Source organism: Streptomyces sp. NBC_00691 (assembly GCF_036226665.1).
Taxonomy (GTDB): Bacteria; Actinomycetota; Actinomycetes; order Streptomycetales; family Streptomycetaceae; genus Streptomyces.
Genome location: NZ_CP109007.1, coordinates 7783730 through 7796951 on the forward strand (window position 1 = coordinate 7783730; position 13222 = coordinate 7796951).

Genomic DNA, 13222 nt, shown 5'->3' on the forward strand with positions numbered 1-13222 from the left:
AGGGCATCAGCCCCGGATCGGCCCCGGAGCCTGGGTCATGCGGAGGCAGCGGCGGATGCCCTGGTCCCAGATCTCCCAGTGGTGCTTGATGCGGTCACGGGTGTTCGGGCCGTACACACCGTCCGCGACGAGGCCTTCGGACGCCTGGACCTTCTTCAGGGCGGCCTCGGTGCCCGGACCGAAGATTCCGTCCTTGGCCAGATTGATCTGGCCGTAGCAGAAGTGCATGGTCCACTGCAGAGCCTCGACGCCGTTGCCCGTGGCTCCGCGTCCCATCACGCAGAAGTTGGAGCCGTCCTCGTAGTCGGTGGGCATCCGCATGGTGTAGCCGACGGCATCCACATAGGTGTTGGCGCCGGTGCAGGTGGGCATGGCCGCCGACGCGGTTGTCGTGCCGGTGGCCAGCAGGCCGACGGCGAGGACGACGGCGGCTCCGAGCGAGGTCACGGTGTGCTTCATCGATGTTCTCCGGGAAGAGTTCCGACGGTGGATGGAGGGGCACCGGATGGCGCTGGGGAGGGGATGCTCGGCGAGGACGGCATTGGTGACCGCTCCCGAACGGCGGCAACGCTAGACCGGGTTCAGCCGCGTCCCGGTGTCCCGGGCGTCCCGGAGGAGTCCCGGCCGGCCGGCGGGCCGTCCCGGCGGTGCGCATTCCCCGCTCGGCAGGAGCACCGCGGGGAGCTGTCCCGCGCATCGTCCCGGGACGGCGTCCCGTGAGCCGCCGCTCCACGCGGGACGTCCAGGGGAAGGGTCTGGGGCCGCGCCTTGCCGCGCCGGGCTGACCCGTGCCGGGCTTCGAACGTCCGCTACGACGCTCCGCATGTGGCCAGGGCGGTTCGAGCGAGTTCGCGCAGCCAGGTGTGGGCGTGGTCGGTGTCATGGCGCTGGTGCCATGACAGGTACACCGGCGCCGAGGGGAGTTCGAGGGGCAGAGGAAGCACGGCCAGGCCGAGGTCGGCCGCCGCGGTGCGCGTGGTGATCTCGGGGACGCTGATCACGAGGTCGGTGCCGCGCGCGAACATCAGCGCCGCCGCTTCCGTGGGGACGGCCGCCACCACCCGGCGGGTGAGGCCGAGGCGGGTGAGGGCCTCGTCGATGGCATTGCCGAGGTTTCCGCGTCGCGAGACGGTGGCGTGTTCGGCGGCGGCGTACCGCTGCGCGGTGACGGTCCGGAGTCGGGTGAGGGGGTGTTCCTGCCTGACGACGGCGACGAGGCGGGTCTCGCCCACCTGCTCGGCGCGGATGTCCGCCGCGCTTGGGCGATGCGCGTTCGCCTCCAGATCGACCTCACCCCGTCGTAGTCCGGGGGTGTCCGTGCTCGACTCCGCGACGAAGCGCAGCCGTACGCCCGGGGCCTGTTCGCGTACGGCAGCGAGCAGCGCGGGGCCGTAGAGGGTGACGAGGGAATCGTGCCAGCGGAGTGTGAAGGTGCGTTCCAGTGTCGCCGGATCGAGTTCACGACTCGGTGCCAGCACATCCCGAACCTGGTGCAGCAGCTCGTGCACCTGTTCCCGGACGGCGATCGCGTAGGGGGTCGGGGTCATGGTGCGCCCGGTGCGCACCAGGATCTGGTCCCCGGTGGTGCGCCGGATCCGGCCCAGACTCCGGCTCATCGCGGGGGCGGTGACGTGCAGGCGTGCGGCCGCCTCGGCCACGCTGCCTTCCTCCAGCAGCGCGTCGAGCGCGGTGAGCAGATTCAAATCCAATTGCATGGGAGTAATCCCACCCGTGTCTGACATGCACTTGATGCTAATGGAGAGGGTGCGTAGCGTCGTCACCACGGCGCAGGACGGAACGCGCGGACTGGCCCGAGGTCTTCTTCAACACCCCCTTCTCAGACGGGAGTACCACCATGTCCGAAACCCTTCAGGCCACTGACGCCACCGTCACCGCCTCCGACGCCGACCTGCTCGCCCAGACCGCGGCCGCCGTGCGCGAGGCAGGCGCGGCACTGCGCGAGCGGTTCGGCGAGGTGGTCCCGTACCGGACCCGCGAGGAGCTGATGAGCGCGCTCGCGGCCAACGACGACACGGCCCTCCGCGTCCTGCGCCCCCGCCTCACGCGCCTGCGCCCGGACGCCGGCTGGGTGGAGGACGAGCTGGACGGCGGCGCGCTGCCGTCCGGCGAGTGGTGGGTCGTGGATCCGGTCGAAGGCAACATCAACCACCTGCACGCCCTGCCCGAATGGGCGGTGACCGCCACCCTCGTACGCGACAACCAGCCGGTGCTCACCGCGGTCCATCTGCCGCTGACCGACCAGACCTACACCGCGCTCACCGGCGCGGGCGCTCACCTCGACGGCCGGCCCCTGCACGTCTCCCAGACCGCGGACCTCGGTCTGAGCGTCGTGGCCACCAGCCAGGCCCGGCCCGACGAGAACGTGGACGTCGTCCGGCGCGTCGGCTCCTCGATCACGGAGATGCTCCTCGACGCACTCGTCGTCCGCGTCGCCGTGCCGGCGACCCTGCACCTGTTGAACGTGGCCTCCGGCCGGCTCGATGCCTTCTGGCAGTTCGCCGGCGCCCGCGCGGACCTGCTGCCCGGCGCGCTCCTCGTCTCCGAGGCCGGCGGACGGATCTCCGATGCCGAGGGCCGCCCCTGGACCCCTCAGAGCGCCGGCTTCCTGGCGGCTGCGCCCGGCGTCCACGCCCAGGCCGTCAGCACCCTCTCACGCTGACCGAACACTCTCCACCCGAACACACGACAAGGGGCCACACCACCATGACCACGATCGCCGTACTCGGAAACGGCCGCGTCGGCGGCAACCTGGCCGCCGCCCTCATCCGCGCGGGGCACGAGGTGACCGTCGCGGACAGCACACCGGGCGCCGCCGCCGAAGCCGCCCGTCGCGCCCGCATCGTCATCAACGCCACCCCGGGCGCAGGCTCTCTGGAACGGCTCGCCGCCCTGCGCGACGAACTGCGCGACACCCTCCTCGTGGACGTCTCCAATGCCACCACGGACGGACCGGACGGCCTGCCCGCCGACTTGCTCCACCCCGGCTCGAGCCTCGCCGAGCGACTCCAGGAAGCACTCCCCGACACGCACGTCGTCAAGACCCTCAACACCATGCTCTTCCCGGTGATGACCGCCCCGGCCACGCTCACCCAGGCGCCGACGGCGTTCCTCTCCGGCGAGGACCCCTGGGCCAAGCAGACCGTGCGTGAACTCCTCAGGGACCTCGGCTGGCACAACGAGTGGATCACCGATCTCGGCGGGATCAGGACGGCCCGCGCGACGGAGGCCGCGATCCTGTTCGTGCCCCACGTGATCCGCTCCAGCGGATTCGCCCCCTTCGCCCTCTCGATCACCCGCTGACCCGGACGCGGCCCCCTGGAGCCCGCCGGCCGACGAGCCCCGGCTACTCGTCGTCCTCGTCGTCCTCCTCGTACCAGCCCTCGACCATGCCGACGAGCCGTTCGTCGATGGGGTTGTCGAACTCGTCCTCGGTGACGAGGAGTCGGCGCAGCGTGTTCAGGGGGTACCAGTGTTCGCCGGGCTTGGCGTCGGGTGCGCCGACGCAGGGGGTGTCCAGGTATGCGGGGTCCGGGACCGCGGGGTAGAACGCCGGGAGCAGGCCGAAGGTGACGTCCGGTTCGAACTTCCACACCCAGCCCTCGCGCCGTCGGCGCAGGGTCTCGCCGATGTACCACGCGGCACCCTGGACGAAGGGGGAGCGGCGCTGGGCGGTGATCTCCTCCGACTCGGCGAATCTCTCCTTGACCAGGTCTTCCAAGGCGTCGAGGGAGGCGTCGGAGAAGTCGAACGTCTCGACGCCGCCGGATTCCCGCGCCCAGCTCTCGAAGGCGGCCCGGCGTTCGGTGAGCCAGACCAGGAGATCGGGGTGGCGGGTGGAGTCGTAGTCGGAGTGGGGTGTGGTCATGGCCAGAACCTACCGAACCGTGCTGTCGCCCGCGCAGGATCTTCGCGGAGTCATCACACGACGCGTCAACAACCCCTTTCACGTCAGGCGTTGACGGCCTCTAGTGTGGTGCGTCGGCAGGAGCGGGCAGATACGGGGGCCCTTGTCCGGCCTGCCCTCGCAGTCTTGAGTCCCATGGCCCCCACGACCAGGGACACTACGTGAGCACACCTATACGACAGCGCCTGAAGAGGCGCTTATCTGCCGCGCTGGCGGTCGTCTCCTCAGCGGCGGTGCTGCTGGTCGGCCTGCCGTCCGTGGCGTCGGCCGCGCCCGGCGACTACGCGAAGATCACGGGCGGCAAGCGGTGCGATCAGATGCACCTGAAGAAGACCATCCCGCGTACGCCGAACAACTCGGGTGCGCCGACGGGTCAGCAGCACTGGACGAGGTCCGGGCCTGACGAGGAGTACTACTACAACAACGCGTTCAAGGGTTTCGAGAACGTTCCGGCGCCCACCGCGGCCGAGCTGGGGCAGGTCACCGGCAGTCGAGCGGACATCGACAAGTGGGACAAGGCGTATGCGGCCTCCAAGAACCCGGAGGACATGCGTAAGGCGATCTACGCCCGCTATCAGCGGCATCGGAACGAGTCGAACAACCCCAAGCCGTTCGGCAGCTGGAAGGTCAACCTGATCAGCGCGCAGGTCAGCAAGCAGAAGGGGGGCGTGTTCGAGGTCAAGGCGGTTCAGGACTTCAACATGGTCGGCCCCGACTGGCTGTGCGAGGTCACGATCGAGATCTTCGACAAGGACGGCAAGAAGATCGCCTCCCGGCGGTACGACTCCTACAACCAGCGCACCGGTGAGCTGGGGGAGTTCAAGTCCGACGGGAAGCGGAAGCCGGCCCAGCTCCGCGCCGACAGGATCATCCTGCGGCACAAGGACGCGAAGCACGACTTCACCCGGCACCGCCTGACGATGTTCACCTCGGAGAAGCCGAACGGGGCGACCCTCCGCGACTACAAGGCCGAGAACGACAAGCTGCGGGCGGAGCGGGGGACGGGGAACAACCCGGTCCGGATCGCGGAGCGCCGGGCGACCGCGAAGGGTCAGTGGCCGCAGACGAAGTACACGAAGACGTACAACGTGTTCAACCCGCTGCCGAACAGGGGCACCCAGGGCCCGGGCGCGTCGATGGCCTACGGGTCGGGACAGAACCCGGCCCAGGCCCGGCAGTTGCAGAACCAGTACGTGGCCGACAACGCCCGGTCGGCGCTCGGCCGGGGCCCGGGCGGGGTGGACTTCTCCACTCTGGAGCTCCAGTACGTCGGCAACCCGGTCAAGGGCAAGGCTCTGGACTACTCCATGAAGGCCGACCTCATGCCCGATGAGGACGACAACCCGGGCTGGGGCGGACAGGCGAAGCTCGAACTGGCCTCCGACGCGCTGTTCACGTGGCTGGCGCTCACCCCGGACCGGCAGTGGGTGAACCTCAACCCCGACCAGCCCGACACCGTCATGGACAAGGCCTTCGGCGAGACCGACGCCGGCCGTGTCCTCCTCGTGGCCGACATGGAGATGAAGCGGGACTTCTCCCGTGCCATGGACCCCAAGAAATCCCCGGGCAAGGAGTTCCTGGACGCCGCCCCCAAGGTCGACGGGGTGCCGTGCTGGGGCTCGGGACGCAACTGGATCGTTCCCGGCCGGGCGAAGGTCCGCGAGCAGGACGGCGGGATCTACATTCTCGACGCCCCGCTGGAGGTCAACCACGCGGCGATGGACTTCACCACCCCCGTACCGGGAGAGGACTGCTCGAAGAAGCTCAGCAAGGAGGAGAAGGAGCGCAGCCACCGGCTGATCAGCCAGTATCTCGTTCCGCACGTCCAGAAGCAGATCAACACGGAGCCCAAGTACGCCGACCTGCGCCGCGTCTACAAGTCCCGCGTCGCGGCCGAGTGGATCCGCCAGCAGGACGCGAAGAAGGCCACCGACTTCCGTCCCCTCATCGACAGCAACGACGTGAAGCGTTGGCCGCTGCGGGGTGAGAACGCCCACTGGGACAAGCGGACCGTGTGGCAGGAGATGGTGAAGTCCTTCACCAAGGGCGACTTCACCTACGAATGGCCCCTCGGCGACGGCCGGATCTACACGTTCTTCGTCGGCGGCATCGACTTCGCGAAGGCCCCCAAGCGGAACGTCACGAGCGTCGAGTTCACCGCCCGGCATCGTGAACTGCCCCGCGCGACGAAGGACTCCGTGCGCAGCGAGACCTCCGACCGCGACAGCGACACCGCGTTCCTGGGCGGCAACGGCGCCGCTCTGACGGATGACGGGAAGCCCGACCCGACCCCGACGCCGGCCCCGAACCCGACGCCGACCGATCCCCCCACGTCGCCGGGCCCGGACCCGACCAAGCCCGGCAACGGTGACACCGGCGGCAGTGGGGCCGCGACGCCTCCGGCGAACCGGCCGGACCCGGACGGCGGCCTCGCCGACACCGGATCGGACACCCCGATCGGCCTGATCTCCGGCATCGCCGCGGCGATCGCAGTCATCGGCGCGGTCCTGGTGTGGTGGACGCGGCGTCGCCGCAGCGCCCAGGAGTAGCCTGAACGAGCCGCACGAAAAGGAAGGGTCCCACCCCGGTTCGCCCCGGGCTGGGACCCTTCCCCTGTGTACGGGACGGCGGCTGACCGGACGGCCGGTGTTCTCACGGGGAGCGCGAGGCGCGGGGACCTTCGTGGTCCGTCGACAGCTGAGGGTCTACGGCCTCAGTGAGCCGCGGCGGGTCCCCTCCAGGCGTGCGCCGTCCAGGATCGTGCCCGCCGTCCTGGCCGCCACCATCACGGCGTCCGACAGGTCCGCGTCCGAGAAGTCCGCGTCGCCGAGTTCGGCCGCGACGAACTTCACCCGGCGCAGGGAGGCGCCGGAGAGCCGGGTGCCGACGAGGCGGGCACGGGAGAACACGGCGTCGTCCGCGGTCGCGCCGCTGAGGTCGGCCCCGCTGAGGTCGCAGAGCCCGGCGTTCACGCGGGTGAGGGTCGCGTTCACCAGCGTGGCGTCGCGGAGGTCGGTGCCCGTCAGGAACGCGTCGGTGAGGTCGCAGCCGGTCAGGTCGCAGCCACGCAGGTCGGCGTAGCTGAGGATGACGTCCTTCAGGTCCACGCCGCCGAGGCCCACACCGGCAAGCGGAATGCCGGCCAGATCGTTCTCGGTGCCCCAGGGCAGGGTCCACTCGCGCACGAGCGCGCGCCAGTCGCCACCACCGGCGAGGGCGGCGCGGATGCCGTCGAGGGCGGCGGCGTTCTCCGGGCGGGCCCACCGCTCGCGTACCTCGGTGGCGTGGCTGTTCTCGTCGGTCATGGGCGCACTGTTCCGTTTCTGGGGTCGGTCATGGCTGCTGCTTGATCTGGTGCAGGAAGCCTTTCACACGGTCCAGGTGGTAGACGGTCTCGTCGTGCTTCTTGAGGAGCACTTCGAGCCCGCGCTCGGTCATGCCGTCCGGCAGCTTCTCCATCTCCTTCCACAGGGCCTTGCGGACGTTCTCCAGTCCGTTCGCGGCCTGTGTGAGGTCCTGGACGTGGTCGAAGGGGGTGCCGTCCGGCTTGCGGGCCACCACCTCGCCGCCCGCCTCGCGCCGCGCCGCCGAGTAGTGGTTGTGGTTGGGCTCGGAGTTGATGCGGCCGATCGGGTCGGCCTTGATGTTCTCCAGCTTCTGGATGGCGTTCATCGCCTCGTCGCTGAGTCCGAGCCCGCGGTAGGGGGAGAGGCCGAGCGGGTCGGACCAGGTGACCGGGTTGTGGACGTAGGAGGCCGGGTTGGGGGCGGGGAGGAGTCCCAGCGGGTCGGGGGTGAGGTAGCGGGCGGTCTCCGGGTCGTACTGCCGGAAGTAGTTGTGGTGGAGACCGGTCTCGGGGTCGAAGTACTGACCGGGGAACCGGAGCGGGGTGTAGGCGGTGGCGCCGCCGTTCCACGTGGTGGTGCCCCAGAGCGTGGCGCGGCTGTGCCAGGCCACCCGGCCGGTCTCGTCGACGAGTTCGGTGGGGGTGCCGACGAGGTCGGTGGCGATGGCGAAGAAGCGCTCGTCGACGGCCTCCTGGGAGGCGTCGGCGTTGAGGACGCGTTCGGTCTGGGCCAGCGGCTTGGCGTGCCGGTGGTCCCAGGTGAGGGCGACGGGGCGGGGCAGCCCGGGTGCGGTCGTGACCTGTTCGCACAGGGTCGGGCCGTCCCAGGTGAAAAGGGTCTCCTCGACCACCGTCGCGCCGTCGTCGGCGAGCCGCTGCTTCGCGGTGCGGCGGCCGAGCGGGTCGTACCGGTAGCGCCAGCGCGTCCCGTCGGGCGTGGTGACGGCGGTGAGGCGGCTCTCGGCGTCCCAGGTGAACCGCCAGGTGTCCGCCTTTCCGGAGAGCGTGACCCGGCGGCGCAGGGTGGTCCGGCCGCCGGAGTCGTGCTCGTACCGGACCGCTCCGGCGCGCAGGAGCGTGGTTCCGGTGTAGCTGCGGGGGCCCGTGGCGTCCTGGCCCGGGTGGCCGCCGGGCCAGGACGCGGAGGTCTGGTTGCCGGAGGCGTCGTAGGCGTACGACTCCTTCCAGCCCGCGGCGGTGACCGTGGTGACGCGGCCGGTGGCGTCGAGGCCGTAGCGGAAGGAGCCGCGCAGGGCGTCGTCGAGCGCGGTGAGGTGGCCGTCGGCGCGATAGGTGTAGGCGCGGCGGTTGACGGTGCGGCCGCCCGCGGTCAGGTGCTGGCCGGCCAGTCGTCCGGACCCGTCCCAGGACGAGGTGAGCGCGAGGGTGTCGCCGAAGGCGCGGCGCAGTTCCCGTCCCGTCGTGTCGTGGGCGAAGGAGATCCGCCGGGTGCCGCTGGTGAGCTGGGCGAGCCGGCCGGTGGCATCGTACGCGTAGCTGGTGACGTGTCCGGTGGGGGTGATGCGGCGGGAGAGTCGTCCGGTGTCGTCGTAGGCATAGGTGAGCGGGCGGCCGTCGACGAGTTCTGCCTTGAGTTCGCCGCGGCGGTCGTACTGCCGGACGAGTTCGCCGTCGGGGCCCTCGGCGCGGACCATCCGGCCGGCGGCGTCGTACGCGTAGGTGGTGGCGGCTCCGCCCGCCTCCTTGCGGACGACCCGGTCGAGCGCGTCCCGCTCGTAGCGGACGGTCTGGCCGGTGGCGGTGGTGCGGGCGGCGACCTGCCCGACCGCGTTCAGTTCGTAGGCGACGGTCCGCCCGTCGAAGTCGGTCTCGGCGACCGTGCGGCCGGCCCGGTCGTACGTGTAGTCCCAGGTCAGCCCCTGGGGGTCGGTGACCCGGGTGAGGCGGAGGGCGGCGTCGTGCTCGAAGGCGTGGCGCGCGCCGTCGGGGCCGGTGCGGGCGGCGAGCAGGTCGAAGTGGGTGTATTCGAAGCGGGTCGTGAGGCCGTTCGGATCGGTGTACGCGGTGCAGTTGCCCTCACCGTCGTAGGCCCATGCCTCGACGGTGCCGTCCGGGCGGACGCGCCGCGCGAGTTCGCCGTCCTCGGTCCACTCCAGGCTGGTGACGGCGCCCCGCGGGTCGGTGACGCGGACGAGCCGGCCGTGGGCGTCGCGCTCGCACCGCGTGGTGCCGCCGAGGGGGTCGCCGACCTCGAGGGGGAGTCCGGCGGGGTCGCAGCGGAAGGTGGTGACGGCGCCGGAGGGGTCGGTGGTGGTGGCGAGGTGGCCCCGGGCGTCGTAGGCGTAGCGCGTGGTGTGGCCGGCGGGGTCCGTGACGGCGGTGAGGTTGCCGAGGTCGTCGAACTCCTGGCGGGTCCGCCCGCCGTCGGCGTCGGTGAACTCCACGGGCAGGCCCCGGTCGTCACGGACGGTGGAGAGCCGGCTGCCGTCGGCCCGGAGGACCGTGAGCAGCCGGCCCTCGTCGTCGTACGAGAAGGCCGTCGTCCGGCCGAGGGCGTCGGTGCGGGTGAGGAGGTTCCCGCGGGCGTCGTGGCCGAGCCGGGTGGTGTGGCCGAGCGGGTCGACGGTGGCGAGGACGTGGCAGGCGCCGTCGATCAGATGGCGGGTGACCCGTCCGTCGGCGGTGGTGAGGGTGGTGGTGCGGTGGCCGGTGGCCGGATCGGGGTGGCCGTAGGCGAGGGTGAGCTGGACGTGGCCGTCCTCGCCGCCCTCGCCGATGACCCGGTCGTGCTCGTCGTAGGCGTAGTCGTAGCGGCTGCCGTTGGAGTCGGTCCAGGTGATCACCCGGTGCCGGTCGTCGTAGGCGAGGGCGAGGGTGGCACCGGAGGGCTTGGTGACCGCGGTCAGGTCGCCGTCGGTGTGGCCGTAGCGGACGAGTTCCTGTCCGGTGCCGTCGGGAAGGCGCAGGGCGAGGCGTGTCACCCGGCCGTCGTCGGTCGTGACGTCGACGTGGTAGCCCGCGGTGTGGACGAGGGCGAGCGGGGTTCCGTCCTCGGTGCGGTCGACGGTGACGGCGTGGCCGTTGCGGTCCACCGTCCGCACGAGCCATGCCTCTCCGTCGCCGCCCGGTTCGGTGCCGGCGGGCGCGGCGAAGTGCCGGGTCAGACCGGTGTCCGGATCGGTGAGCGTGTACTCGCCGGACTCGTCGCGCGCGAGCGGCCGGCGGCCGGTGCCGGACTCGGGGAGCGTCGGGAGGCCGGGCACGGGGTGCGGGTAGGGGAGAAGGAGGCCGTCGGCCGTGACATGGACGACCCCCTGCGCGTCGATCTCCAGGTGCTCGTCGACGGTGGAGGACCACGAGGGGCCGAAGAAGCGTCCGGCGGTGTACCCGGACTCGACGCGTCGGGTGAAGGTGAGCGGGAGGGTGCCGGGGAGGGAGACATCGGTCTGGGGCAGGAACATCCGGCCCGAGGCGAGGTCCACCGGGTCGGTCTCGTCGACGAGTCGGTGGGCGTCGGGGCGGTTGTGGGTGCCGTTCGGCGATCCGTCGATCAGGCGGCGGGCGCGGTTGGCGTCGGACGCCAGGTCCGCTCCCTCGGCCGCGACCCGGACGCCCTTGACGGCCGCGCCACCGCCGGCGGTGGCGGCGGTGAGCAGCAGGTCGGGGACGAGTCGGCCGAAGCCTTCCGCCGGGTCCTTCATGAAGTTGTCGATCATCTGCTTGCCCGTGCCCCACGGGTCGTTGGCCATGAGGACGAGGCCGGAGGCGAGGCTGTTGAGCTGCAGGAGGTATTCGGCGGGGTGGGTGAGGTTGTACGGGTCGGTGGGGTTGACGCTCCGGACGAAACTGAGCAGCCCTGCCGTGCCCTTGACGATGCCGCCGCCGAAGTGGGTCTGCATCACCTGGAGTTCTTCGAGCCCGTCCATGGCCTGGTCGGCGTACGAGGGTTTGGGCGGGGCCGCGTCGCGGGCGGCCCGGACGGCGGTGCGGGCCGTCTCGGCGGCGGCGTTGCGCTGCTTGCGGGCCTCGGCGAGGATCTCCTGCGCCTCCTGCATGCCCGCCTTGCCGGGGTCGGTGAAGGCGCCCGGCTTGGGTGGCAGGGAGGCCGGGTTCCGTTTGTCGGCGGGCTGGGCGTTGTAGCCGTCGACAGCCTTGTTGTAGTCGTCGACGCTCTTGTTGTGCGCGTCGGCCGCGTCGGCGGACGCCTTGGTGCCCGCCTTCCACTTGTCGATGGCGGTCTGGGCCTGTCCCTGGGCCCACTCGACCGTGAGGCCGAAGCTCGCCAAGGCGTCCGCGGCCTTGCCGAAGGCGTCCGCGCCCTTGAACCACTTGGGCGGTTCGACCGCGACCTTCTCCCGGAACGCGTCGGCGGCCTCGCCCTTCACCGCGGATGAGTCGAGGCCCTTCAGCCCCTGGCCGACCTTCTCGAACGAGGTCTGGAGGTCCCGCAGATGGGAGGCGGTGTCCCTCAGCTTGGAGGGACTGCCGTAGATCAGCTTGGTCTTGTCCTCGGTCTGCCCGAGGTCCATCTCGTCGACCTCGGCGCCCATCCGGTTCGCCACCGAACGCGACTGCTCGCGCACCCAGTCGGCGCCGGACTCCCAGCCGACGTCGTCCAGCCGGTCCGCGGTCCAGTTCCCGGCGTCCTCGACCCGGTTGCCGACCCACTCGACGCCGTCCTCGACCGCGTCCTCGACGACATCCGGAGTGATGTCGCTGATGAAGTCCCCGATACCCACGGTCAGTTCCCCCCGGTGTCCTGCTGCTGCGCCCGCTGTTCAGGGGACGGGCCGAACGTCTCGTCCACGGCACGGTCGAAGTCGCCCTGGTCCACCCCGAGGAGTTCGTTGAGGATCCGTGCCCGGCTCCCGCCCTGGCCCTCCGTGAGGACCTCCCGCCCGGTGTCCTTCCAGGTCTGGGCGGCCTCGTCCCCGGCGCGCTGGAAGGACTCGGGACTCCAGTCGGGGTTCAGGTAGTCCGGGGTGAACACGTCGCCCCAGTCCTGCTTGACGATGTCGGCCTCGGAGGCGTGCGGGTTGCCCACGGCGGAGTTCACGGCGATCTTGAAGGTGCCCTGGAGGTACTGGTCCTCCTCCCAGACGAGTCCGGCGGCGAGGCCCAGCGCCGCGGCGAGGGTGTTGGCGTCCTGGACCTGCGCCCGTACGCCCCATTCCCAGCGCTCGCAGTAGTCCTCGAAGTCCACCGAGAGACCGTGGTGCCCGGCTTCCATGCCGGTCATCGAGAGGTCGGAGAAGCCCTTGCCGAGCACGGCCCCCGTGCCCGTGCCGATGTCCCGGAGTTCGGCGGTGGCCGCGCGGATCCCCTCGGTGATCTTCTTGATGCTCTCCGCGTCGAACCGCAGGTTCTCCTGCCCGCCCCCGCTCATCGGGCGTCACCGCCGCCGGCCGGCCCCGAGGCCGCGGTCGGCCCGTGGGGCGGAGAGGGCGTCGGCCCGTCGGGCGGCCCGTCGATCGCCACGTCGTCGGGCACGATGCCCCGGACCGGCGGGAAGGCCATCGCGCCCTCCGGATCGGCGATGTCGACGGCCACCCCGGCGGGGACGCCCAGAGCGGGGACGATCTCGTCGAGCAGCCGCGCCCCGCGCAGTTCCGCGAACTCCCACGCACCGCCCGCCTCGCGCCCGGTGTCCCCGCCGGCGGCGTCCCGGGCCCGGGCGAACCGGGCGAGCGCCGCCTCGTCGGTGAAGGCGCAGATCCAGCGCACCCCGCCGAACTCCGCCGTCCACAGGCCCTCGGAGTCCAACGGGACGAGGACGAGGGCACGCCGCAGCTCCCCCACCAGCTCCCTGGGATCACCGAGCCCGGCCCGCCGCTCGGCGATCCGTTCCGCAAGTACCGTAGCTCCGCCCACCGGCCCGCCTCCCCGACGTCGTACCGGGGGCCTCCCCCGTTTCTCGGGTGTACACGCCTGTCCTCCCCGCACGGTTCCCCGGATCGACCGTACGAACGCTCGACCGTCGTGAACCGGTT

At 71.3% G+C, this 13222-nt stretch carries 10 protein-coding genes; 3 read left to right on the forward strand and 7 right to left on the reverse strand.

The window, feature by feature from the left end; translation table 11 throughout:
* Window positions 1–6: 6 nt before the first annotated feature.
* Window positions 7–459, reverse strand: a complete 453-nt coding sequence (locus OG392_RS34795; RefSeq protein ID WP_329286197.1) for a peptidoglycan-binding domain-containing protein — start codon at window positions 457–459, stop codon at window positions 7–9.
* 350 nt (window positions 460–809) lie between these two features.
* Complete coding sequence (locus OG392_RS34800; RefSeq protein ID WP_329286199.1) at window positions 810–1715, reverse strand: LysR family transcriptional regulator; 906 nt, start codon at window positions 1713–1715, stop codon at window positions 810–812.
* Window positions 1716–1855: 140 nt separating this feature from the next.
* On the opposite strand from OG392_RS34800, the gene OG392_RS34805 reads away from it, so the two are divergent.
* Both OG392_RS34805 and OG392_RS34810 read left to right on the forward strand, forming a co-directional pair.
* Window positions 1856–2680 (forward strand): inositol monophosphatase family protein, encoded by an 825-nt coding sequence (locus OG392_RS34805; protein ID WP_329286201.1) that lies wholly within the window; start codon window positions 1856–1858, stop codon window positions 2678–2680.
* A gap of 44 nt (window positions 2681–2724) precedes the next feature.
* Window positions 2725–3321: an NADPH-dependent F420 reductase gene (locus tag OG392_RS34810; RefSeq protein ID WP_329286203.1), complete on the forward strand. Its 597-nt coding sequence runs from the start codon at window positions 2725–2727 to the stop codon at window positions 3319–3321.
* Between the two features lie 43 nt (window positions 3322–3364).
* Here the strand turns inward: OG392_RS34810 and OG392_RS34815 are convergent, their stop codons facing one another.
* Window positions 3365–3886 carry a hypothetical protein gene (locus OG392_RS34815; protein WP_329286204.1) on the reverse strand — a complete coding sequence of 174 codons (522 nt, stop codon included), beginning with the start codon at window positions 3884–3886 and terminating at the stop codon, window positions 3365–3367.
* Window positions 3887–4158: 272 nt separating this feature from the next.
* Here OG392_RS34815 and OG392_RS34820 point away from each other — a divergent pair, with 272 nt between their 5' ends.
* The gene (locus tag OG392_RS34820) at window positions 4159–6474 is read left to right on the forward strand and encodes a hypothetical protein (RefSeq protein WP_329286206.1); all 2316 of its coding nucleotides are present in this window, start codon (window positions 4159–4161) and stop codon (window positions 6472–6474) included.
* Window positions 6475–6630: 156 nt separating this feature from the next.
* On the opposite strand, the gene OG392_RS34825 is transcribed toward OG392_RS34820, so the two are convergent.
* From OG392_RS34825 to OG392_RS34840, 4 genes are read right to left on the reverse strand one after another with little or no spacing between them, the layout of a single operon-like run.
* The gene (locus OG392_RS34825) at window positions 6631–7230 is read right to left on the reverse strand and encodes a pentapeptide repeat-containing protein (protein WP_329286208.1); all 600 of its coding nucleotides are present in this window, start codon (window positions 7228–7230) and stop codon (window positions 6631–6633) included.
* Between the two features lie 28 nt (window positions 7231–7258).
* Window positions 7259–11971, reverse strand: a complete 4713-nt coding sequence (locus tag OG392_RS34830; protein WP_329286210.1) for a putative T7SS-secreted protein — start codon at window positions 11969–11971, stop codon at window positions 7259–7261.
* A gap of 2 nt (window positions 11972–11973) precedes the next feature.
* The gene (locus OG392_RS34835; RefSeq protein ID WP_329286212.1) at window positions 11974–12618 is read right to left on the reverse strand and encodes a hypothetical protein; all 645 of its coding nucleotides are present in this window, start codon (window positions 12616–12618) and stop codon (window positions 11974–11976) included.
* Window positions 12615–13103 (reverse strand): hypothetical protein, encoded by a 489-nt coding sequence (locus tag OG392_RS34840; RefSeq protein WP_329286214.1) that lies wholly within the window; start codon window positions 13101–13103, stop codon window positions 12615–12617. The genes OG392_RS34835 and OG392_RS34840 overlap by 4 nt, the downstream gene beginning before the upstream one ends.
* Between the last annotated feature and the right edge of the window lie 119 nt (window positions 13104–13222).

Excerpts from the sequence above, each read along its gene's own strand:
- OG392_RS34795 (WP_329286197.1), bottom strand. The coding sequence starts at position 459 with ATGAAGCACACCGTGACCTCGCTCGGAGCCGCCGTCGTCCTCGCCGTC.
- OG392_RS34800 (WP_329286199.1), bottom strand. The coding sequence starts at position 1,715 with ATGCAATTGGATTTGAATCTGCTCACCGCGCTCGACGCGCTGCTGGAG.
- OG392_RS34805 (WP_329286201.1), top strand. The coding sequence starts at position 1,856 with ATGTCCGAAACCCTTCAGGCCACTGACGCCACCGTCACCGCCTCCGAC.
- OG392_RS34810 (WP_329286203.1), top strand. The coding sequence starts at position 2,725 with ATGACCACGATCGCCGTACTCGGAAACGGCCGCGTCGGCGGCAACCTG.
- OG392_RS34815 (WP_329286204.1), bottom strand. The coding sequence starts at position 3,886 with ATGACCACACCCCACTCCGACTACGACTCCACCCGCCACCCCGATCTC.
- OG392_RS34825 (WP_329286208.1), bottom strand. The coding sequence starts at position 7,230 with ATGACCGACGAGAACAGCCACGCCACCGAGGTACGCGAGCGGTGGGCC.
- OG392_RS34835 (WP_329286212.1), bottom strand. The coding sequence starts at position 12,618 with ATGAGCGGGGGCGGGCAGGAGAACCTGCGGTTCGACGCGGAGAGCATC.